The sequence below is a fragment of the Streptococcus intermedius SK54 = ATCC 27335 genome (assembly GCF_000413475.1).
Taxonomy (GTDB): Bacteria; Bacillota; Bacilli; order Lactobacillales; family Streptococcaceae; genus Streptococcus; species Streptococcus intermedius.
Map to the genome: position 1 here is coordinate 153,517 of NZ_ATFK01000003.1, position 22,257 is coordinate 175,773.

Here is a 22,257-nt window from a genome sequence, read left to right on the forward strand (position 1 = left end):
GGAAAGATGAAACAACATAGTTTTATGCGTTTGTGGAGTTACTTAAAAGTTTATAAACTCTCAGTAATCCTTGCTATCTTTTTGAAGGTGGTGAGTATTGTGATGAGCGTGCTAGAGCCTTTTGTACTTGGTCTTGCTATTACAGAATTGACACGAAATGTGCTGGACATAGCAAAAGGAGTCGAAGGCGCCAGTATAAACACAACATATGTTTTTTGGGTAATGGCACTTTACCTTTTGCGTGGTTTGTTCTATGAAATTGGGGCTTACTATTCTAATTATTTTATGACCAATGCAGTGCAAAATACAGTACGGGACATGCGCAATGAGTTGAGTTCTAAAATTAATCAAATTCCAGTTTCTTACTTTGATAAGCATCAATTTGGAGATTTACTAGGGCGCTTTACCAGTGATGTAGAGACTGTTTCAAATGCGCTTCAACAATCATTCTTACAAGTTGTAAATGCGGTTTTGACCATTACCTTAGTTATCGGAATGGTCTTGTATCTTAATTTTCAACTGGCTTTGATAGTGATTGCTAGCATTCCATTGACCTATTTTGGGGCGACCTTTATTTTGAAAAAATCACAACCGTATTTTAAAAAGCAAGCAGATACGCTAGGTGTCATGAATGGATTTGTTCAAGAAAATCTAACTGGTTTTAATGTGCTGAAACTCTATGGTCGTGAAGAAACATCTTCAGACGATTTTCGAGAAATCACGCAAAACCTCCAAGAAGTCGGGTTCAAAGCTAGTTTTATTTCTGGCTTGATGATGCCAATTTTGAACGCAATTTCAGATTTGACTTATCTGCTTGTAGCAGTTGTTGGTGGTTTGCAAGTCATTTCTGGACAATTAACAATTGGGAACATGCAAGCTTTTGTACAATATGTATGGCAAGTAAACCAACCAATTCAAAATTTAACGCAGTTAGCTGGGCAATTACAAAGTGCTAAGTCTTCGCTGGATCGTATTTTCCAAGTCTTAGATGAACCAGACGAAGTAACGGATATAAAAGAGCAATTAGAACATGATTTGACAGGACAGGTTAGTTTTCAACATGTTGATTTTCAATATGTTGAAAGCAAACCGCTCATTCGCGACTTCAATTTGGAGGTAAAGCCGGGTGAAATGGTAGCAATTGTCGGTCCGACCGGTGCTGGAAAGACCACCCTCATCAATCTACTTATGCGCTTTTACGATGTAACAGCAGGTTCAATTTCTGTTGATGGTCACGATATTCGCAACTTATCGCGCCAAGATTACCGCAAGCAATTTGGCATGGTCTTGCAAGACGCTTGGCTCTATGAAGGAACAGTCAAGGATAATTTGCGTTTTGGAAATCTGAGTGCAACAGATGAAGAAATTATGGACGCTGCCAAAGCTGCTAATGTAGATCATTTCATTCGGACACTCCCAGGTGGCTATAATATGGAAATGAATCAGGAATCTAGCAATATCTCGCTGGGGCAAAAACAATTATTGACCATTGCGCGAGCACTATTGGCAAATCCCAAAATCTTAATTTTGGATGAAGCAACCTCGTCAGTGGATACGCGCTTAGAGCTCTTGATTCAAAAAGCGATGAAGAACCTCATGCAAGGACGGACAAGCTTTGTCATTGCTCACCGCTTATCGACAATTCAAGAAGCTGATAAAATTTTAGTCCTTAAAGACGGACAAATTATTGAACAAGGAACTCATGAATCACTTCTAGCTGATAGAGGCTTCTATTATGATTTATATACGAGCCAATTTGCTAAGAAAGAAGCTTAATAAGTAAGAGAATAGACAAAGCCTCTCAAAGTAATGAAAACACGACCTCAGTCTGGACTAGCAGTTAGTTAATTGGATGAGTTCGTGTTTTTTATTTTTGATCGTACTAAGATTGAAAGGCAATCATTTTGTATCGCGACTATTTTTCACAACATCTTTGAGGAGAAAGTCCATTTCTTCGATCAGTTTGGGAGATGTAGGGAATAGGTTTCGTTTTACATGTCAGCTAGGCTGATAGCAAGAACTGGTTTTATACATAATTGTCCTAGTCGATAGCAAGCATTCATTTTAGTTTGCCTGTTATCCTCGTTGATGATTTTAATCGTGGCTTGTGAATGGCTCCATTAAGGCAAATAGCTGCAAAGATTACATTATCGAAAGAGATTAATCAACCAAATAATGAAATAAAATCCAAGAAAAATAGCATGCCATTTCCAATAGAGTACAATCAGTCCGATTGTTTCGCGAATCCAAGCTGATGGGAGAAAATAAAGAGCAGTCCTAGATCCGATGCTTCGCCCTTTTAAGCCAAGTTTTCGCATGTAAATACCAGCTCGCAAAGAGTGGAAAGAATTGGTGATGACCAAGCAATAGTAATTTTCCTTACTTTTTTCGTCTAAAATAGTTTTGCTAAACTGCAAATTTTCTAAGGTATTGGTTGACTGCCGTTCAATTATAATATCGTCTTGTGGAATACCTACTTGTCTTAAATATTGTGCCATTGCTTCTGCTTCGGCTATTGGTTCATCGACACCTTGTCCTCCAGAAACGACAATTTTGGGATGGTTATGAAATTTTTCATACATCGTTTTCCCCTTTTCGAGTCGTTGAGCTAGAAGAGGCGGTATTCGGTCACCAATCAATCCTGAGCCTAAGATGATAAGATAGTCCGGACGTTTTATGACGGGGAATATATTATAAACAAAACCGTAAAGGATATAGGACGCATAAAGATAGCTACCATAAATTAGAAGTCCATTTGTAAGAGATAGAATCTTATGAAGAAAGATAAAATGAGGGAAGAAAAAAGTAAGTACTAGGGAAAGAGCAATGGTGATACCATAAAAGAGGGAGAGGAGATTAGCTATATGCCTACCTTCATAGATCATCATCTGCCGGCCATTAAAAATGAGATAACTAGATGAAGCTATGACACTCAATGGAATGAAAAAGGCTAGGATGAGTAAAATAAGCATTGTTAGATTTCTATTGGCAAGTTGCTCAATATGGACTACAAAACGACCAGAAATAATTAGGGCGAATAAAATAAGAATGATACTAAGGAAATATGCATGGAAAAGTCGCCTTGGTTCTATATAGAATAAAATGAAAAAAAGCAGAGCAGGAAGAAACCAAACAAGATGCAATACCATATCTAGATAACAATCCTTTCAAACAAATTCCATTTTAGTATAGCATAAAAGTTCTTATAAAAAGTAGATTTCAAAAACAATGGACGCAAAAAATTGAAATTTTTAGTAAAAGTGTGGTATAATATTTTCATGTCTTGGGGTCGTTACGGATTCGACAGGCATTATGAGGCACATTTTGCGACTCATCAAGCGGATGTAAAGCGCCAGTTAAATATAACTGCAAAAAATAATAATTCTTACGCTTTAGCTGCCTAAAAAACAGCCAGCGTGACCAGATTCGGATCGCTCGTGTTCGATGACAGGTCTTAATAATAGCGAGATACGATTAAGTCTTGTCTAGGGACTTGATAAGAGATTAATAGACTCGCTTGGCTTTGGCTTGAGTTATGTGTCAAAGTGAAGTTAAATCCAATACATAACCTATGGTTGTAGACAAATGTGTTGGCAGGTGTTTGGACGTGGGTTCGATTCCCACCGGCTCCATTTATAAATGTGGAAGATTACTCAAGAGGTTTAAGAGGCTGTGTTGGAAACGCAGTAGGCGTGTAAAAGCGTGCGTGGGTTCGAATCCCATGTCTTCCGTTTTGGGACAAAACGCTCATTGGTGGCGTTTTTTTACTAGAAGATAAAATGAGTGAGAAACGGATTCACTCATTTATTTTTTGAAAAATATTGAAATTTTTCTGAAAAGTAGTAGACTGTTACTAGAAAGTTTGGAGGTTTCTCGTGAAATTATACGTACAGTTGATGATTATCTTTTCGATTTCTTTAATAGGAGAAGGGATTTCCTATCTTTTTCATTTGCCAATTCCAGGAAGCATTATTGGGCTCGTTCTTCTTTTTTTAGCTTTGCAATTTAAAATGATCCGATTACGACATGTAAGTATGGTGGGCAATTTTTTATTAGCTAATATGACGATTCTTTTTTTGCCACCGGCTGTCGGAATTATGGATAAATTTTCTGTGATTGCGCCTTACTTGCTGCCAATTATTTTAATGATTATTGGAGCGATTGTAATTAATGTGATTATCATTGCTCTAGTCGTTCATTTTATCAAAAATCACTTTGAAGGAGATTATGGAGAAGGAGAAACAAGAAATGTCTAATTTGTGGGGCAATCCTTTATTTGGTTTAGCTTTATCAATTTTTGCTTATCTGGTAGGAATGTTGATTTTTCGTAGATTTCCGCACCCTTTGACGCCCCCTTTATTATTAGCCACCATATTTGTCATTGTATTTTTAAAATTGACAGGTATCTCTTACAAACATTACTATGTTGGTGGGGCTTATTTGAATAATCTCATTGTACCGTCAACAGTTGCACTAGGAATTCCTTTGTATAAAACATTTCATCTTATGAAACATCACGCCAGAAGTATCTTGATTGGTATTTTTGTAGCAGTTGTGGTCAATACGAGTTTCACTGCTTTAGTCGCTAAGGCTTTTGGAATGGATTTTTTCTTAGCCATTTCATTATTTCCAAAATCAGTAACAACAGCAATGGCAGTCGGAATCACGGATAAAATGCAAGGGATAACAACGGTGACTTTGGTGGTCGTAGTAGCAACGGGAATTTTGACAAGTGTGATAGGTCCGACCGTTTTAAGGATATTAAAAATCAAAGATCCTGTTGCAGTGGGATTAGCTCTTGGAGGAACGGGACATGCTGTTGGGACAGGAACAGCCTTTAAATACGGACAGGTTGCAGGTGCCATGGCTGGTCTAGCCATTGGAGTGACAGGAATTATGTATGTTATTGTCAGCCCAATTGTTGCAAGTATTATTTTAAAGTAGTAAACAATCTAATTGTTATTTTTGCTAGGAGAAAAAATCATGTGCTCAGCATGTTTTCTGTCCCATTTCCTAAAAAACATGGTATAATAGAGAGTAAAAACTTTTTTTGATAGAAAGACAGTTATGGATTTAAAAAATTATATTGCAACCATTGAAAATTATCCACAAGAAGGAATTTTATTTCGTGATATTAGCCCATTGATGGCAGATGGAAATGCATACAGCTATGCCATTCGAGAAATTGTTCAATATGCTACAGACAAGAAAATTGACATGATTGTTGGTCCAGAAGCGCGTGGCTTTATTGTTGGATGTCCAGTAGCTTATGAGCTTGGTGTTGGTTTTGCTCCAGTACGTAAGCCTGGGAAATTACCCCGTGAGGTTATCTCAGCTAGTTATGAAAAAGAGTATGGAATAGATACTTTAACAATGCATGCAGACTCCATCAAACCTGGACAACGTGTACTGATTGTTGACGACCTCCTTGCAACAGGCGGAACGGTTAAAGCAACCATCGAAATGGTTGAACGTCTAGGTGGTATCGTTGCAGGTTGTGCTTTCCTTATTGAACTAGATGAATTGAAGGGGCGCGAAGCTATCGGTGACTATGATTATAAAGTGCTCATGCACTATTAAGATATAATTGAAAGCTGTATCTTTTTTCACTATAATAAAATAAGAAAATAAAAGGAGATATTTTCAAGCCTATTAAGATTGATTAGAAATTACCAGCTGTTGACATTTTAAGATCGGAAAATATCTTTGTCATAGATGGAGAGCGTGCAGAACACCAAGATATTCGTTCTTTGAATATCTTGATTTTAAACTTAATGTTACAAAAGATAGTGACGGAAACATAGTTGTTGCGGTATTTAGCAAATACGCCTTGCAACTTCGTATTGGGTTCCTTTTCATGTCATCTCATGTCTTTAAAACAATGCATGCAGACTATCTGGAGACTTTTTATAAGATCTTTGGTGAGATGAAAGATTACTATTTCGCTGGTTTGATTATCGCTGGAGCCCAGTCGAACAGTTATTTTTTAAAGCAATAGATTATTGGGAAGAGTTTCAGCAAGGCATTGATTGATCCAAATCACATGTGTATTCTACTTTGCATGGTTGTTAGGGAGCGCAAGCAGCTCTTTATGTTTGGTATGGTATTTCTAAACATCAGTTGAATCGTAAATTGTCTGGTATCTACAAGCAATCCATACCAGAAAAGTCAAATCTATTATTTTCTGGTTTTGATGATGAATATAGGGCGTTTCATTCGCGCTATACAGAAGGTTGCAAAGAAAATATAATTTGGAAATTTTATTTTGTGAAAAAAAGACTAGTGCCTCTGTTATAGCAAGTCGTGATCTTCATGAGGTCTATAGTTTTGCTCATTTAGAATATGACCAGGGAACCTTAGCAAGAGAATATTTTTGGGATCTAGATGCAGGGTTAAATCCATATATTCCAGAAAATTATTTCAAAAATGATGATATTGCTTCAGTTCCATGTTTGTGTTGGAATCTAGCTGCGGCACTTTTTTCAATAATTTGATTCATTATGCTGTTTACCAAGAAACGCCATTTGACTGAGAAAGTGCAGCTAATGACGCTTCCTTCTTTGCTTATTTATAAGAGGTGTTATGACTTATTTATCAGCGTATAAAACAGGCAATTTAGTATTGCCAAATGATCTTCTTTTTCATTTTCATAAGATATTTGATAATAGTGATGATTTTTTAGTTTGGCAATTTTTCTATTTGCAAAACACAACATCAATAGAAGAGATTTCACCTAATCAGATTGCGGAAAGTATTGGGAAATCCGTTTCAGAAGTCAATCGTTCCATGTCAAATTTGACAGAAAAAGGATTGTTGCAGTACAAAACGATTGTACTCAATGGTGAAATTGAGGCGGTTTTTGATGCGTTACCAGCACTTGAACGGTTGGATGAAATTGTAGGGAGTCACTCAACTACTGTGCAGACTGTTCCTCAAAATGTTTTAAAAGACTTGGTTGAGACTTTCCAGCAGGAACTAGGTCGTCTTTTGACGCCATTCGAAATAGAAGATTTAACAAAAACGATTCAAGATGATAAAACTAATCCTGAACTTGTTATTGCTGCTCTTCGGGAGGCTGTTTTTAATGGTAAAGCAAATTGGAAGTATATCCAAGCCATCTTACGAAATTGGCGTCGTGAAGGCATTACAACAGTAAGCCAAGTCGAAGCGAAGCGAGAGGAACGTGAAACGACTAATCCGCAAAATATCACTGTTTCAGATGATTTTTTGAATGCTATGGATTTGTGGCGCGATTAAATGTTGGAGTTTATTGAAACACCATTTGAATATTGAAGAAGAATGATGTCGTCATTATCTAGATACCTGTTGAGTGGTAAATTTAGAAATAATAATGAAGTATAGCAACTTTATTTTTCAAAGTGGCTATGGGGTAAGTGTTGGCAAAAGAGTAAAAATTCAGGCTTTATCATAGCAGTAGTGGATTGGCTACCGCTATGATAAAGCTCATTTTTGTGCTCATTTACCCCAGACTGAGTTTTTAATCAATGATTGGACGAGTGGCAGGTAGGCAGTGTCAGTTGGGAAAGTAAAGAAAAAAATGTCAACTACTCAATACTGAACTATTTAGACAGGAGAATCTCTCTAATTCTTCTTCTGAAAAATAATTAAAAATCTTTTGAATTTATCTGTACCAAACAAAAAAATGCAAGCGTTTTAGATAAAAATTAGAAAAAGGATTGATAAAAACGAAAAGGTAGTATAGAATGGAATTAGTGAGAAATAATATAATAAAAGGAGTCGTTATATGAACTATAAAGAAGTTTATGAACAATGGCTAAACAATGATTTTTTCGATGAAGAAACAAAAGCTGATTTGTTATCTATTAAGGATGATGAAGCTGAAATTGAAGATCGATTTTATAAGGGACTTGAATTTGGGACAGCTGGTCTTCGTGGGAAATTGGGTGCTGGTACCAACCGCATGAATAAATATATGGTAGGAAAAGCAGCACAAGCATTGGCTGAAACACTAAAAGATCATGGTGAGGAGGCTGTTAAAAGGGGTGTTGCAATCAGCTATGATGTTAGATACAAATCGAAAGAATTTGCTGAACTAACATGCTCTATTATGGCTGCACACGGAATCAAAACATATATTTACAATGGAATTCATCCTACGCCAATGTGCTCATATGCGATTAGAAAATTGCACTGTAAGGCTGGTGTGATGGTGACAGCTAGTCATAATCCACAAGAATACAATGGCTATAAAGCATATTGGGAAGAAGGGTCACAAATTTTAGATGACATTGCAGGCCAAATTGCAGGTCACATGGATGAAATTGTCAACTTTGAAGACATCAAATCTATTCCTTTTGAAGAAGCTTTGGAAAGTGGGCTTGCAAATTATATTGATGTATCTGTTGAAGAAGATTACTACAAAGAAGTTCTTAACTTGACCATCAATGAGGATGTTGATAAATCTATCAAAGTTGGCTATACGCCTTTGAATGGTACAGGAAACATTCCGGTTAGAGAAATTTTAAAAAGAAGAGGTTTTGAAAATATCTATGTCGTAAAGGAACAAGAATTTCCTGATCCAGATTTTACAACAGTTGGTTATCCCAATCCAGAATTTCCAAAAGCATTTGCTTATTCTGAAAAACTTGGAAAAGAAAATGATTGTGATATTTTGATTGCCAATGACCCAGACTGCGATCGTGTTGCGCTGGAAGTAAGAAATGCAAACGGTGATTATGTCTTTTTAAACGGAAATAAGATTGGTGCTTTGCTTTCTTATTATATTTTCTCACAACGTTCTGCTCTCAATAATTTACCTGAAAATCCTGTCATGGTGAAATCTATTGTTACAGGTGATTTATCTAGAGCGATTGCGAAGAAATATGGTATTGAAACAGTAGAAACCCTGACTGGATTTAAAAATATTTGTGGCAAAGCTAACGAATATGATCGTACTAAAGAAAAAACGTATGTTTTCGGTTACGAAGAAAGTATCGGTTTCTGTTATGGAACATTTGTTAGAGATAAAGATGCTGTCAGTGCTTCTATGATGATCGTGGAGATGGCTGCTTACTTTAAGAAACAGGGTAAGACTCTGTTAGATGTTTTAAATGATATCTATGCAGAATTTGGTTTCTATAATGAAAGACAAGTTTCTCTTGAGTTAGAAGGTGTAGAAGGTCAAGAGAGAATCGCTCGCATGATGGAAGAATTTAGAGAACATCCTTTGACAACAGTTGGAGCAATGGAACTTGAAAAAGTGATTGACTTTAAAGATGGCTACCTTGATTTTCCAAAACAAAACTGTTTGAAATATTACTTTAAAGATGGTTCATGGTATGCACTCAGACCGTCAGGGACCGAACCTAAAATCAAACTATACATCTATTCAATTGGTAAAGACGAAAAGGAAAGTGTTGAAAAACTCGATCTCATCGAAAAGGCTTGCCGAGAAAAAATGGATAGCGTGAAATAAGTGCAGCACATATAAAAACTTGAAGTTCTCTTTTGAAGAACTTCAAGTTTTTTTGCGTTTTAAAGACTAGTCGAATGTTTTGGTTGTACTTTTTGTTCTGGATAGATATAGTTCATAGCATTGTTGATGGCTGTAGGAGCTTCCCCAAGACCAGTTGCAATCAAATCAATTTTACCATCATAGCTGCAACAATCTCCAGCAGCATAGATCCCTACAACAGAAGTTTCTTGTTTGCTGTTCACAATAATCTTATGACGATTAAGCTCCAATCCCCAGTTTTTTAAGTTCCCAACAGATGATTTAAAGCCATAATTGACAAACAGTTGATCCAGCGGAAGAAGCTCCTTTTCATCACTCTTTACTTTAGTGATTTCAAGATGAGTAAGTTTATTTCCTTCGCCGATAAGCTTATTTGGTACAAATGGTGTTTTGATTGTTACATTTGAAGCTTTTAATTGATTCACACTATGTTCTAAAGCTCGGAAGGTGTCTCGACGATGGATGATCTGTGTCGGAGCGATTTTATCAAAAGCAAGTGCCCAATCCACTGCAGAATCACCACCTCCTAGAACCACAATGTTCTGTCCAGCGTATTGATTGATATTGGAAACGTGATAATGAATGTTTTCAAATTGTTCTACATTGTCCAAATCAAGTGAGCGAGGTTTAAAAGCCCCACCTCCCATGGCAATTAAAATTGCTCTTGAAATGTGTTTTCCTTTACTTGTCGTCAAGGAAAACAATCCATCATTTTTTTCAATATCTAATACTGTCTCATCAAGGTGAATGCTTGTTTCAAACGTTTTCAGTTGCTCAATTAAACGTTCAGTCAGTTCTTCACCAGTTAAATCAGTAAAACCAGGAACATCCAGAATTTTCTTTTCAGGATAGAGAATGGCGGGCTGTCCACCGAGCTGAGGAAGTGAATCAATCACATTCACCTTTGCTTGACGCATGTGTGCATAAAAAGCAGCAAAAAGTCCCACGGGACCTCCACCAATAATCGTAATATCAAAAATTTCAGACATGATTTCTCCTTAAAATGATAACGTATTTCTATTTTATCACAAAATGTAGGAAAACTATAGAGAATACGTGTTAGCAGGCATGAATTATGATACAATAGTTACAGATTATATTATTTATTAAGGAGAAATACATGCAAGCAGTTGCACATTTTATTGAAACATTTGTTCCAAATCACTATACGATTTTTTTAGATTTGAATCGGGAGCAAAAAACATTTACAGGTAAGGTAACTATTAGCGGAGAAGCAAGAGGTGAAACAATTTCACTTCATCAGAAAGATTTAGTGGTTCAATCTGTCGAAGTAGCTGGTCAAGCGCGCCCGTTCTCTGTAGATAATGAAAATGAAGCAGTTTATATTGAGCTTGGTCATTCAGGAACTGTTGAAGTAACTCTCTCTTATACAGGTAAAATTACAGATAATATGACAGGAATTTATCCTTCTTACTATACTGTTGATGGAGTTAAAAAAGAAGTGCTTTCTACTCAATTTGAAAGTCATTTTGCGCGTGAAGCTTTTCCAAGCGTAGATGAGCCAGAAGCAAAAGCAACTTTTGATCTTTCTTTGAAATTCGATCAAGCAGCAGGAGAAATAGCGCTTTCAAATATGCCGGAAATTGATGTAGAAAATCGGAAAGCAACTGGGATCTGGACATTTGCAACAACGCCTCGTATGTCCTCGTACCTCTTAGCATTTGCAGCCGGCGATTTGCAAGGTGTTACAGCTAAGACAAAGAATGGCACTTTGGTGGGTATATACTCTACTAAAGCCCACCCTGCTTCAAACTTAGAGTTTGCCCTAGACATTGCAGTTCGCTCTATTGACTTTTATGAAGAATATTATGGGGTGAAGTATCCAATTCCTCAATCCCTACATGTAGCTTTACCAGATTTCTCTGCAGGTGCTATGGAAAATTGGGGCTTGGTCACTTATCGTGAGGTTTACCTCTTAGTAGATGAAAATTCAACTGTTACTAGTCGTCAGCAAGTAGCTCTTGTGATTGCTCACGAATTGGCGCATCAATGGTTTGGTAACTTGGTCACAATGAAATGGTGGGATGATCTTTGGCTCAATGAAAGCTTTGCCAACATGATGGAATATGTCTGTGTGAATGCCATTGAACCAACTTGGAACATCTTTGAGGATTTCCAAACAGGTGGTGTTCCTTTGGCTCTAAAACGGGATGCGACTGATGGTGTCCAATCTGTCCATGTGGAAGTAAAACATCCAGACGAAATCAATACGTTATTTGATCCTGCGATTGTTTATGCTAAAGGAAGTCGTCTTATGCACATGCTTCGTCGTTGGCTAGGAGATGAAGCTTTTACAAAAGGCTTGAATGCTTATTTTGCCAAACATCAATATGGTAATACAATTGGTCGTGACTTATGGAATGCTCTTGGTGCAGCTTCAGGACGTGACGTAGCAGCCTTTATGGATTCGTGGCTAGAACAACCAGGCTATCCTGTTTTGACAGCGATTGTGGAAAATGACACTCTCAAAATTTCTCAAAAACAATTCTTTATTGGTGAAAAAGAAGAAAAAGGTCGTCTATGGGTTGTACCGTTGAATAGTAATTGGACTGGTATCCCAGATACTCTAGAAACAGAAACGCTTGAAATTCCAAATTATACAGCTCTTGCAGCTCAAAATGAAGGAGCACTTCGTCTTAATACGGAAAATACAGCGCATTACATTACTGATTATCAAGGCGAATTGCTAGACAATATTTTGGCAACTATTACAGACTTAGATAATACAAGTAAGCTACAAGTAGTGCAAGAACGTCGTTTATTGGCTGAAGCTGGTTTCGTTTCATTTGCAGATTTGATTCCAATGGTTGAAAGATTAACTAATGAAACATCTTATCTTGTGGTATCTGCAGTGAAGTCTGTGCTAACTAGTTTGAAGATTTTTGTGGATGAAGGGACAGAAACAGAGGCAGCCTTTAAGAAGTTACTTATCAAACTGAATCAAGCTAACTTTGACCGACTTGGCTTTGAAGCGAAAGACGGTGAAACAGATGAAGATGAATTGGTTCGTCAAATCGTTGTAGCGAATATGATTGCGGCTGATGATGAAAAAGCGAGTCAAAAAGCTAGCCAAATTTTTGAAGCTTATCACGATACTTTGGAAAAACTTCCTGCAGCCACTCGTTTGCAAATTTTGATTAACCAAATCAAACACCATGAGACAAAGGAATTGACCGATAAATATCTATCAACCTACATCACAACGGTTGACGGTAACTTCCAACGTCAATTGGCTTCTGCTCTATCTTATACGAAGAACGAAGCAACTCTAGCGCATCTTTTAGAAGAATGGAAGAATAAAGATGTTGTGAAACCACAGGACTTAGCAATGAGTTGGTATTTTACTTTCTTACAACACGATTTCACACAAGGAACAATCTGGACTTGGGCACGTGATAATTGGGAATGGATCAAGTCTGCTCTTGGTGGAGATATGAGTTTTGATAAATTTGTCATTTATCCAGCAAGTGCTTTCAAGACGCATGAACGTTTAGCAGAATACAAAGCTTTCTTTGAACCGCAATTATCAGATCTAGCAATTAGCCGTAATATTAGTATGGGAATCAAAGAAATTGCTGCCCGTATTAATTTGATTGACAAAGAAAAAGCAGCTGTTGAAGCAGCGATCCAAGCTACTGTATAACAACTAAATAAAAAGAAAGGTTGAATGAAAGTTCAGCCTTTTTGTAATGTTCGTTACTGTTTTAGTAAAAGAATGATAGTTTTTGAAAGAAAATGCTTGACTTTGAAAGAAAAAGGCGTATAATAAATTGTAAACGATTGCAGAGAGGGTGGTATTATTTTAAAATCAGAGCGCAAACAGGCGATCTTAGAGGAGCTCAATCGTCATCAGGTTGTTTCACTGGACAACTTAGTTCGTTTGTTAAATACTTCTGAATCAACAGTTCGTAGAGATTTAGATGAATTGGAGGGCGAAAGAAAACTGCGCCGGATTCATGGTGGAGCAGAAAGCATTCACTTTCTCCAAGAGGAAGAAAGCAATCAAGAAAAATCTATCAAAAACGTTCAAGATAAATTGCGAATTGCACACAAAGCGGCGGGATTGATCCAAGAACAAGATGTCATTTTTATTGATGCTGGAACGACAAATGAATTGTTAATCAATGAGCTCTCAAGTACGCATATGACAGTTGTGACCAATTCTATCCACCATGCGACAAAATTAGTTGAGAAAAACATTCCAACAGTTATTATCGGTGGGGTGGTTAAAAGCTCAACGGATGCTAGTATCGGGGGTGTTGCTTTGAATCAAATCGGCCAGTTGAATTTCAACAAAGCCTTTATTGGTATGAATGGAATTGATGAAAATTTCTATACAACGCCTGATATGGAAGAAGGAGCAGTCAAACGAGCGATTCTTGAAAACGCCAAGCAGACCTACATCTTAGCTGATGCTTCAAAAATCGGTCATTCCTCTTTCGTGAAAGTCGCCCCTATCAAACGTGCTAGCATTATTACGAGTGCATGTGTCAATGAGCAATTGGAAAAGATAAAAGAAAAAACGGAGGTTATTGAAGTATGATTTATACTGTTACGCTTAACCCTTCTATTGACTATATTGTCCGTTTGGATAAGGTCAATGTTGGAAGCGTGAATCGTATGGAGAGCGATGATAAATTTGCTGGTGGCAAAGGTATCAATGTCAGTCGTGTGCTCAAACGTTTGGGAATTGATAACACAGCGACTGGCTTTATCGGTGGTTTTACTGGAAAATTTATTACTGATACCTTGGAAAATGAAGCGATTGCGACTGATTTTGTTCAAGTGTTAGAGGATACGCGCATCAATGTGAAAATTAAAGCAGATGCTGAAACAGAAATCAATGGAACGGGTCCGATCGTCACATCAGAGCAATTAGCAGAATTGAAAGAAATCCTTTCAGGACTGTCAGAGCAAGATACAGTGGTGTTTGCAGGATCAAGCAACAAAAATCTGGGGAATATCGTCTATAAAGAGTTGATTCGTTTAACGAGACAAACCGGTGCACAGGTTGTTTGTGACTTTGAAGGACAAACCCTTATTGATTCACTGGAATTTCAGCCATTGTTGGTTAAGCCGAATAACCATGAACTTGGTGATATTTTTGGAGTGAAGCTGGAAAAGCTGGATGAGATTGAAAAATATGCTCGTGAAATTCTAGCCAAGGGTGCGCAACATGTCATTATTTCTATGGCAGGTGATGGAGCGCTTTTGGTAACAAAGGACGGAGCATATTTTGCAAAGCCAATCAAAGGAATCGTAAAAAATTCTGTTGGAGCTGGTGACTCCATGGTTGCAGGCTTTACTGGTGAATTTGTTCGTTCAGGAAATGCTGTTGAAGCTTTTAAGTGGGGAGTAGCTTGCGGAACTGCAACAACCTTCTCTGATGATTTAGCGACAGCCGATTTCATTAATAAAACGTATGAAAAAGTAGAGGTAGAAAAAATATGAAGATTCAGGACTTACTGAGAAAAGATGTAATGTTGCTTGATTTACAAGCGACTGGAAAAACAGCTGCTATTGATGAAATGGTTCATTGTTTAGTTGACCGTGGTTATGTGACAGATTTTGAAACATTCAAAGAAGGAATCTTGGCTCGTGAAGCGTTAACGTCAACAGGCTTAGGGGACGGAATTGCCATGCCACACAGCAAAAATGCCGCAGTAAAAGAAGCAACAGTTCTCTTTGCAAAATCAAACAAAGGTGTGGATTATGAAAGTTTAGACGGGCAACCGACAGATTTATTCTTCATGATTGCTGCACCAGAAGGAGCGAATGATACTCACTTGGCTGCACTTGCAGAATTGTCCCAATACCTGATGAAAGATGGATTTGCAGATAAACTTCGTCAAGTGACTTCACCAGACGAAGTGATTGCGTTATTTGACCAAGCGTCTGATAAAGCAGCAGAGTCTGCAACGGTAGAAACGGCAAGCAAAGATGGTGATTTTCTTGTTGCAGTTACAGCATGTACAACAGGTATTGCACATACTTATATGGCTCAAGAGGCACTTCAAAAGGTAGCCGCCGAAATGGGAGTTGGTATCAAAGTCGAAACCAATGGTGCCAGTGGTATCGGAAACAAGCTGACAGCAGAAGATATTCAAAAAGCAAAAGCAGTTATTATTGCAGCCGATAAAGCTGTAGAAATGGATCGATTTGATGGGAAACCATTGATTAATCGTCCGGTTGCTGATGGTATTCGTAAAACAGAAGAGTTGATTAACTTAGCCCTATCAGGGAAAGCAGAAGTATATGATGCAGCTAATAAAGAAGCGGCCTATTCTACAACGAATGCAGCAGGCGGTTTCTACAAACACTTAATGAGTGGTGTTAGCCAAATGCTTCCATTTGTTATTGGTGGTGGTATTATGATTGCTATTGCCTTCTTGATTGACCAAGCGATGGGAGTTCCAAAAGATCAATTGGCAAATCTTGGAACTTACCATGAACTTGCAGCTATGTTTAAGAATATTGGTGGTTTGGCTTTTGGCTTTATGCTTCCTGTTCTTGCTGGTTATATCGCTTATTCTATTGCTGAAAAGCCAGGCTTGGCACCAGGGTTTGTAGCAGGTAGTATGGCTGCGGCAGGTCTTGCTTTTGGAAAAATTCCATTTGCAGCAGGCGGGAAAGCAACCCTTGCTCTTGCTGGCGTCCCTTCAGGTTTCCTTGGAGCACTAGTAGGTGGTTTCCTTGCAGGTTACGTTGTAAACTTCCTCAAGAAAGCTTTGAGCGGTCTTCCAAAATCACTAGAGGGCATCAAGTCTATTTTGCTTTATCCGCTTTTAGGAATCTTGCTGACTGGTTTCTTGATGCTATTGGTGAATATCCCAATGGCAGCTATCAATACTGGTTTGAATAGTTTCCTAGAAGGCTTATCTGGTAGTTCAGCTGTCCTTCTTGGACTCGTTGTAGGTGGTATGATGGCTATTGATATGGGTGGTCCTTTCAATAAGGCAGCATATATCTTTGGTACAGGAACTCTTGCAGCAACTGTTTCAACAGGTGGTTCAGTTGTGATGGCAGCAGTTATGGCTGGTGGTATGGTTCCTCCTCTTGCAGTTTTTGTTGCTACTCTTCTTTTCAAAGATAAGTTCACCGAGGAAGAACGTAATTCAGGGTTGACAAATATTGTCATGGGGTTATCATTTATAACAGAGGGTGCTATTCCCTTTGGTGCTGCTGACCCTGCCCGTGCTATTCCAAGCTTTATGGTTGGCTCTGCTTTAGCAGGTGCTCTTGTCGGCATGGCTGGTATTAAATTAATAGCACCACACGGAGGAATCTTCGTTATTGCACTTACTTCAAATGCTCTTCTCTATATCATCTTTATCTTGATTGGTGCAATTGTAAGTGGTGTATTATTCGGAGCACTTCGCAAACCATTGAATAAATAATGATGAGTTTCATCATTCTAGGAGTTGGAGAAAAATTCTCTGACTCTTTTTTAATCCTAAAAGAAACATTGGAAGAAGATGATTTTCATATTGATTAAAATAGTCAGGTGTTTGAAAATATGATATAATTTTACTAACGCATATTTTGAGGAGAAACGAAATGGAATTACAACGCGAAAAAGAGTTTGTCAGTCAATATCATTATGACGCACGTAATCTAGAATGGGAAAAAGAAAATGGAACCCCAGAAACAAAAGTAGATGTCAATTTTCAATTGTTAAATCAAAATCACGAAGAACAAGTGACTTCTATCGTTGTAATTGTGAGTTTTATGGTTGTCTTTGATGCTTTTGTAATTAGTGGAACCATCTCGCAGATCAATCATATTATAGGGCGAATTATAAACGAACCAAGTGAATTTGAGCAGGACGAAGTAGAACAATTGGCCCGCCCAAGTTTATCCATATTAAATCGTTTGACCTACGAAGTAACAGAAATTGCTTTAGATTTACCAGGTATCAATTTGGAGTTTTAATGCATGAAATTAGCCGTAATTACCGATTCATCAGCATATTTGGATAGCAAAGTAGCAGAAAATGAGCATTTATTTGTCTTAGATATTCCTATTAGGATTGACGGGGTTGAGTATATCGAAGGAAAGAATCTTTCTGCTAGCGAATTTTATCAAAAAATGGCAGCTTCGAGTGAATTGCCAAAGACGAGCCAACCGAGTATTGCCAGTTTAGTAAATCTCCTTTCCTTAATAGAAGGGCAAGGTTATACGCATGTCATTGGCCTGTTTTTATCAAGTGGGATTTCGGGTTTTTATCAAAATATCCAGTATTTGAAAGATGAATTTCCAAGCTTAGAAATTGCTTTTCCAGATTCAAAAATTACAAGTGTGCCGCTTGGGATGATGGTGGAACATATTTTAAATTGGGCTCGGCAGGAATTCTCATTTGAGCAAATTTTAAGCAATCTTGACGTTCAAATCAAGGGAATTGGCGCTTTTATTATGGTGGATGACTTAAATCACTTGGTGAAGGGGGGGCGTTTGTCCAATGGCGCTGCTATTCTTGGAAACTTGCTCAGTATCAAACCAATTCTTTATTTTGATGACGAGGGAGTTATTGAAGTTTATGAGAAAATTCGTACCGAGAAAAAAGCTACGAAACGGCTGATTGAGATTATCAAAGAACAAACAGTACAAGGAAATTATCAAGTGATGATTATTCATGGAAATGCACTAGAAAAAGCAGAACATTTACATAAGTTGTTGTTAGAAGATGGTGTTTCCGGAGAGATTCCTATTGCGACATTTGGTAGTGTGATTGGAACTCACTTGGGATCTGGAAGTATTGCTTTGGCTTACATTCCGATTGTTTAAGGAGAATTCCATGAGTATAAAAGTCATTATTGCTGGTTTCAAAGGAAAAATGGGACAAGCGGCTTATAAAATGGTGACAGAAGATAACGCACTAGAGGTCGTCGGTCTTCTGGATCTACTCACTTCGCAAAAAGAAGTGGCTGGTGTTCCTGTTTTTAATCAGAAGGAAGATTTGATTGGCTTGGAAGCAGATGTATGGGTTGATTTCACAACTCCTAAAGTGGCGTATGAGCATACTCGTTTTGCATTAGAACATGGCTTTGCTCCTGTGGTCGGAACGACTGGATTCACATCTGATGAAATTGAAGAGTTAATTGAACTGTCACGGAAAAGAGAACTAGGAGGCTTGATAGCGCCTAATTTTGCTGTGGGGGCGGTTCTCTTAATGCAATTTGCAGCTCAAGCAGCAAAATACTTTCCAAATGTGGAAATTATTGAATTACACCATGATCAGAAAAAGGATGCGCCGAGCGGTACTGCGATTAAAACAGCTGAACTGATCAGCAAAGTTCGCCCACAAAAACCTCAGGGGGCAGTGGATGAAAAAGAAGTATTGCTAGGAGCGCGTGGTGCAGAATTGGATGGTATGCGCATTCATTCAGTTCGCCTACCAGGTTTGGTAGCTCATCAAGGAGTTATCTTTGGTGGTCAAGGTGAGGGACTGACACTTCGCCATGATTCATATGATCGTCAATCTTTTATGACGGGGGTGAATTTAGGTATTAAGGAAGTGGTCAATAAAAAAGAACTTGTCTACGGATTGGAATATTTGTTATGAGATTAGAGAATATGCCTTCTGAATTTCAGGAGGCTTTACCAGTATTAAAGAAAATTAAAAATGCCGGTTTTGATGCGTATTTTGTTGGCGGATCGGTCCGCGATGCTTTATTGGAACGACCCATTCATGATGTGGATATAGCGAGTTCTAGTTATCCAGAAGAAACAAAACATATTTTTGAACGAACGATTGATGTCGGTATTGAACATGGGACAGTTTTGGTATTAGAAGATAATCATGAGTACGAAGTGACGACTTTTCGGACAGAGGATCTCTATGTGGATTATCGCAGACCTAGCCATGTTACTTTTGTTCGTTCTCTTAAAGAAGATCTAAAGCGACGGGATTTTACAATCAATGCGTTAGCTTTGGATGAAGCTGGGAATGTGATTGATTTATTTGAAGGATTAGATGATCTGAAACATCAGATTTTACGTGCTGTAGGAATACCTTCGGAACGATTTAATGAAGACGCCTTGCGTATCATGCGAGGCTTTCGTTTTCAGGCATCCTTAGGCTTTACGTTAGATGCAGACACATTTGATGCCATGAAAGGCTGTGTTCCACTATTGGAAAAAATTTCTGTAGAGCGAACTTTCATTGAATTTGACAAATTACTGACATCATTTTATTGGCGTAAGGGATTGAAAAGTCTGATTGCCAGTGGAGCAATGGACTATTTGCCTGATATGCGCAATCATCAATCGCAATTGGAGACCTTATTTAATTTTCAAGTAGATTTTCAATTTACGAGTTCAGAGCAAGCTTGGGCTGCTCTTTTAATGGCTCTTCAAATAAAAAATATCAAAAGATTCCTCAAGCATTGGAAGACCTCAAATGAATTTCAAAAGCGCGTAGAGCAAATTGTTATGATTTTTAATCTTCGTCAAACGCATTTTTTGGATAAAGAAGAATGTTACCGCTTTGAATTGGACTTGATAATACAAGCTGAGGAAATCAGACAAGCACAGGGCTTAGCGATTGATTTTGAAAGAATTTATTCTACTTATGATTCTTTAACAATTCATGATAAACATGAGATTGTCGTCAATGGTGGCCTGTTAATCAAAGAGTTTGGTTTTAAGCCTGGACCTGCTTTAGGCCAACTCTTGACTGAGATTGAGATGGCTATTGTGAATGGCGTTTTGGATAATCGTCTTGAGGCTATTTTAGCTTTTGTAGAGGAGAGAAAATGAATGACTTTATTGTTGAAAAGTTAACTAAGACAGTAGGGGATAAGACAGTTTTTAAAAATATTTCTTTTATTATTCATGACTTGGATCGTATTGGATTGATTGGGGTTAATGGTACTGGAAAAACGACTCTTTTAAACGTTCTGTCCGAGAAATCTGGTTTTGATGGAGATATTAACCCTTTTTCTGCTCATTCAGACTATAAAATCGGTTACTTAACACAAGATCCGCACTTTGATGACGATAGGTCAGTGCTTGATACAGTCTTGTCTAGTACTCTGCGAGAAATTCAGCTTATTCGTGAATATGAGCTACTACTATCTAACTATGATGAAAATAATCAGTCTCGTTTAGAGAAAGTAATGGCTGAAATGGATGCTCTCCAAGCTTGGGAAATCGAAAGTCAAGTCAAGACTGTTTTATCTAAGTTGGGGTTGGACGAGTTATCTGCTAAGGTTGGCGATTTGTCAGGAGGTTTGCGACGTCGCGTTCAATTGGCGCAAGTCTTGTTAGGAGATGATGACTTATTGCTCCTTGATGAACCAACCAACCATTTGGATATTGATAGTATTGAATGGTTGACGAATTTTTTGAAGAATTCCAAAAAGACAGTTCTTTTTATTACCCATGATCGTTATTTTTTAGATTCTGTTTCAACTCGAATTTTTGAGTTAGACAGTGGTAGTTTAGTTGAATATCAAGGAAATTATCAGGATTATGTCCGTTTGAAGGCAGAACAAGACGAGCGTGATGCTGCTCTTTTACATAAAAAGCAGCAACTGTATAAGCAAGAGTTGTCATGGATGCGCCGTCAGCCACAGGCCAGAGCAACCAAGCAGCAAGCACGAATCAATCGTTTCCATGACCTTAAGAAAGATTTAGCGGGTCAGGCAACTGACAGTAGTTTGGAAATGAATTTCGAAACCAGTCGTATTGGTAAGAAAGTGATTGAATTTAAAGATGTTGACTTTGCTTATGGTGACAAGAAAATTCTTTCTCATTTTAACTTATTGATTCAAAATAAAGATCGGCTTGGGATTGTGGGTGATAACGGTGTTGGAAAATCGACCTTGCTCAATTTGATTGCTAGAAAATTAGTACCTCAGTCTGGTGAACTTGTCATTGGCGAGACAGTTCGTGTGGCTTATTTTTCACAGCAAATTGAAGGATTAGATGGATCTAAACGCGTTATCAATTTCTTGCAAGAAGTGGCTGAGGAGGTTAAAATAGGCAATGGAACAACATCAATTGCGGAACTATTGGAGCAATTCCTCTTTCCGCGCTCTACTCATGGTACTTTGATTGAAAAGCTTTCTGGTGGAGAGAAAAAGCGTCTTTATCTACTGAAACTTCTCTTGGAAAAACCGAATGTCTTGCTTCTTGATGAGCCAACCAATGATTTAGACATTGCAACTCTGACGGTATTGGAGAATTTTCTGCAAGGTTTTGCTGGACCAGTCATTACAGTCAGCCACGATCGCTATTTCCTTGATAAAGTAGCAGATAAGATTTTAGCTTTTGAAGTGGGAACTATCAGAGAGTACTTCGGGAATTACACGGATTATTTAGATGAAAAAGCTTTTCTGGCTGAGAGTTCGGCCATTTCTAAAAAGACTGGAAAGGAAAAGACAGTGAAGGTGCGTGAGGAGAAGAAGCGCATGAGCTATTTTGAAAAGCAGGAGTGGGATACCATTGAGGGGGATATTGAGGTACTGGAAAAGCGGATTTCTGAGATTGAATCCACTATGCAGGAGAATGGAGCCGACTTTGTCCGCCTATCTGAACTTCAGAAAGAATTGGATGAGCAGAACGAAAAATTACTGGAAAAATATGAACGCTATGAATACTTGAGTACATTAGTATAGAGTTAACAACTACATATATGTATTACGAGCATCTTTACATTTTTAAACAAGGTCTATTTACAAATCCTATAAAATTTGGTATAATGCCAATTAATTAAATAAGAATCCGCAAGACTAGTA

The 22,257-nt window shown here is 37.9% G+C and carries 17 protein-coding genes, 1 tRNA gene, 1 other RNA gene and 1 pseudogene; 18 read left to right on the forward strand and 2 right to left on the reverse strand.

What is annotated here, in order from left to right; translation table 11 throughout:
• Positions 1-6 precede the first annotated feature (6 nt).
• Positions 7-1,776: an ABC transporter ATP-binding protein gene (locus HMPREF1654_RS04835; RefSeq protein ID WP_003076994.1), complete on the forward strand. Its 1,770-nt coding sequence runs from the start codon at positions 7-9 to the stop codon at positions 1,774-1,776.
• A gap of 371 nt (positions 1,777-2,147) precedes the next feature.
• Here HMPREF1654_RS04835 and HMPREF1654_RS04840 read toward each other — a convergent pair whose 3' ends face one another.
• A complete protein-coding gene (locus tag HMPREF1654_RS04840) occupies positions 2,148-3,149 on the reverse strand; it encodes a YdcF family protein (RefSeq protein ID WP_003076707.1) in 1,002 nt (333 codons plus the stop codon).
• 136 nt (positions 3,150-3,285) lie between these two features.
• On the opposite strand from HMPREF1654_RS04840, the gene ssrA reads away from it, so the two are divergent.
• The 8 genes and pseudogenes from ssrA to HMPREF1654_RS04875 all read left to right on the forward strand — a co-directional run bounded on the left by ssrA (position 3,286) and on the right by HMPREF1654_RS04875 (position 9,457).
• Positions 3,286-3,635: a transfer-messenger RNA gene (ssrA, locus tag HMPREF1654_RS09780) on the forward strand.
• A gap of 8 nt (positions 3,636-3,643) precedes the next feature.
• Positions 3,644-3,731, forward strand: a tRNA-Ser gene (locus HMPREF1654_RS04845).
• A gap of 144 nt (positions 3,732-3,875) precedes the next feature.
• Positions 3,876-4,256 (forward strand): CidA/LrgA family protein, encoded by a 381-nt coding sequence (locus tag HMPREF1654_RS04850; protein ID WP_003076913.1) that lies wholly within the window; start codon positions 3,876-3,878, stop codon positions 4,254-4,256.
• Positions 4,249-4,944, forward strand: coding sequence for an LrgB family protein (locus HMPREF1654_RS04855; RefSeq protein ID WP_003076265.1), 696 nt, complete (start codon positions 4,249-4,251; stop codon positions 4,942-4,944). The genes HMPREF1654_RS04850 and HMPREF1654_RS04855 overlap by 8 nt, the downstream gene beginning before the upstream one ends.
• A 123-nt stretch (positions 4,945-5,067) precedes the next feature.
• A complete protein-coding gene (locus tag HMPREF1654_RS04860) occupies positions 5,068-5,580 on the forward strand; it encodes an adenine phosphoribosyltransferase (RefSeq protein ID WP_003076608.1) in 513 nt (170 codons plus the stop codon).
• A gap of 104 nt (positions 5,581-5,684) precedes the next feature.
• A pseudogene (locus HMPREF1654_RS04865) lies at positions 5,685-6,532 on the forward strand (homoserine O-acetyltransferase/O-succinyltransferase family protein).
• Between the two features lie 50 nt (positions 6,533-6,582).
• Positions 6,583-7,257 (forward strand): DnaD domain-containing protein, encoded by a 675-nt coding sequence (locus tag HMPREF1654_RS04870; RefSeq protein WP_003077037.1) that lies wholly within the window; start codon positions 6,583-6,585, stop codon positions 7,255-7,257.
• 508 nt (positions 7,258-7,765) lie between these two features.
• The gene (locus tag HMPREF1654_RS04875; protein WP_003076463.1) at positions 7,766-9,457 is read left to right on the forward strand and encodes a phospho-sugar mutase; all 1,692 of its coding nucleotides are present in this window, start codon (positions 7,766-7,768) and stop codon (positions 9,455-9,457) included.
• Between the two features lie 59 nt (positions 9,458-9,516).
• Here the strand turns inward: HMPREF1654_RS04875 and HMPREF1654_RS04880 are convergent, their stop codons facing one another.
• Positions 9,517-10,485 (reverse strand): NAD(P)/FAD-dependent oxidoreductase, encoded by a 969-nt coding sequence (locus HMPREF1654_RS04880; protein ID WP_003076561.1) that lies wholly within the window; start codon positions 10,483-10,485, stop codon positions 9,517-9,519.
• A 131-nt stretch (positions 10,486-10,616) separates the two neighbouring features.
• Here HMPREF1654_RS04880 and HMPREF1654_RS04885 point away from each other — a divergent pair, with 131 nt between their 5' ends.
• From HMPREF1654_RS04885 to HMPREF1654_RS04925, 9 genes are all read left to right on the forward strand, one after another.
• A complete protein-coding gene (locus HMPREF1654_RS04885) occupies positions 10,617-13,160 on the forward strand; it encodes a M1 family metallopeptidase (RefSeq protein WP_003076875.1) in 2,544 nt (847 codons plus the stop codon).
• Between the two features lie 156 nt (positions 13,161-13,316).
• A complete protein-coding gene (locus tag HMPREF1654_RS04890) occupies positions 13,317-14,060 on the forward strand; it encodes a DeoR/GlpR family DNA-binding transcription regulator (protein WP_037589453.1) in 744 nt (247 codons plus the stop codon).
• Positions 14,057-14,968: a 1-phosphofructokinase gene (pfkB, locus tag HMPREF1654_RS04895; RefSeq protein ID WP_003076273.1), complete on the forward strand. Its 912-nt coding sequence runs from the start codon at positions 14,057-14,059 to the stop codon at positions 14,966-14,968. Before HMPREF1654_RS04890 ends, pfkB begins: the two co-directional genes overlap by 4 nt.
• Positions 14,965-16,914 carry a PTS fructose transporter subunit IIABC gene (locus HMPREF1654_RS04900; protein WP_003077048.1) on the forward strand — a complete coding sequence of 650 codons (1,950 nt, stop codon included), beginning with the start codon at positions 14,965-14,967 and terminating at the stop codon, positions 16,912-16,914. The genes pfkB and HMPREF1654_RS04900 overlap by 4 nt, the downstream gene beginning before the upstream one ends.
• Positions 16,915-17,074: 160 nt before the next feature.
• The gene (locus HMPREF1654_RS04905; RefSeq protein WP_003072200.1) at positions 17,075-17,449 is read left to right on the forward strand and encodes a DUF1149 family protein; all 375 of its coding nucleotides are present in this window, start codon (positions 17,075-17,077) and stop codon (positions 17,447-17,449) included.
• A gap of 3 nt (positions 17,450-17,452) precedes the next feature.
• Positions 17,453-18,301, forward strand: coding sequence for a DegV family protein (locus HMPREF1654_RS04910; RefSeq protein ID WP_003076459.1), 849 nt, complete (start codon positions 17,453-17,455; stop codon positions 18,299-18,301).
• 10 nt (positions 18,302-18,311) lie between these two features.
• Positions 18,312-19,079 (forward strand): 4-hydroxy-tetrahydrodipicolinate reductase, encoded by a 768-nt coding sequence (gene dapB, locus HMPREF1654_RS04915; protein WP_003076624.1) that lies wholly within the window; start codon positions 18,312-18,314, stop codon positions 19,077-19,079.
• The gene (locus tag HMPREF1654_RS04920; RefSeq protein WP_014829737.1) at positions 19,076-20,275 is read left to right on the forward strand and encodes a CCA tRNA nucleotidyltransferase; all 1,200 of its coding nucleotides are present in this window, start codon (positions 19,076-19,078) and stop codon (positions 20,273-20,275) included. Before dapB ends, HMPREF1654_RS04920 begins: the two co-directional genes overlap by 4 nt.
• Positions 20,272-22,137, forward strand: a complete 1,866-nt coding sequence (locus HMPREF1654_RS04925; RefSeq protein ID WP_003076503.1) for an ABC-F family ATP-binding cassette domain-containing protein — start codon at positions 20,272-20,274, stop codon at positions 22,135-22,137. Before HMPREF1654_RS04920 ends, HMPREF1654_RS04925 begins: the two co-directional genes overlap by 4 nt.
• The last annotated feature ends 120 nt before the right edge of the window (positions 22,138-22,257 follow it).

Coding starts and splice junctions, on each gene's coding strand:
- HMPREF1654_RS04835 (WP_003076994.1), top strand. CDS start 7: ATGAAACAACATAGTTTTATGCGTTTGTGGAGTTACTTAAAAGTTTAT.
- HMPREF1654_RS04840 (WP_003076707.1), bottom strand. CDS start 3,149: ATGGTATTGCATCTTGTTTGGTTTCTTCCTGCTCTGCTTTTTTTCATT.
- HMPREF1654_RS04855 (WP_003076265.1), top strand. CDS start 4,249: ATGTCTAATTTGTGGGGCAATCCTTTATTTGGTTTAGCTTTATCAATT.
- HMPREF1654_RS04860 (WP_003076608.1), top strand. CDS start 5,068: ATGGATTTAAAAAATTATATTGCAACCATTGAAAATTATCCACAAGAA.
- HMPREF1654_RS04870 (WP_003077037.1), top strand. CDS start 6,583: ATGACTTATTTATCAGCGTATAAAACAGGCAATTTAGTATTGCCAAAT.
- HMPREF1654_RS04875 (WP_003076463.1), top strand. CDS start 7,766: ATGAACTATAAAGAAGTTTATGAACAATGGCTAAACAATGATTTTTTC.
- HMPREF1654_RS04880 (WP_003076561.1), bottom strand. CDS start 10,485: ATGTCTGAAATTTTTGATATTACGATTATTGGTGGAGGTCCCGTGGGA.
- HMPREF1654_RS04885 (WP_003076875.1), top strand. CDS start 10,617: ATGCAAGCAGTTGCACATTTTATTGAAACATTTGTTCCAAATCACTAT.
- pfkB (WP_003076273.1), top strand. CDS start 14,057: ATGATTTATACTGTTACGCTTAACCCTTCTATTGACTATATTGTCCGT.
- HMPREF1654_RS04900 (WP_003077048.1), top strand. CDS start 14,965: ATGAAGATTCAGGACTTACTGAGAAAAGATGTAATGTTGCTTGATTTA.
- HMPREF1654_RS04905 (WP_003072200.1), top strand. CDS start 17,075: ATGGAATTACAACGCGAAAAAGAGTTTGTCAGTCAATATCATTATGAC.
- HMPREF1654_RS04910 (WP_003076459.1), top strand. CDS start 17,453: ATGAAATTAGCCGTAATTACCGATTCATCAGCATATTTGGATAGCAAA.
- dapB (WP_003076624.1), top strand. CDS start 18,312: ATGAGTATAAAAGTCATTATTGCTGGTTTCAAAGGAAAAATGGGACAA.
- HMPREF1654_RS04920 (WP_014829737.1), top strand. CDS start 19,076: ATGAGATTAGAGAATATGCCTTCTGAATTTCAGGAGGCTTTACCAGTA.
- HMPREF1654_RS04925 (WP_003076503.1), top strand. CDS start 20,272: ATGAATGACTTTATTGTTGAAAAGTTAACTAAGACAGTAGGGGATAAG.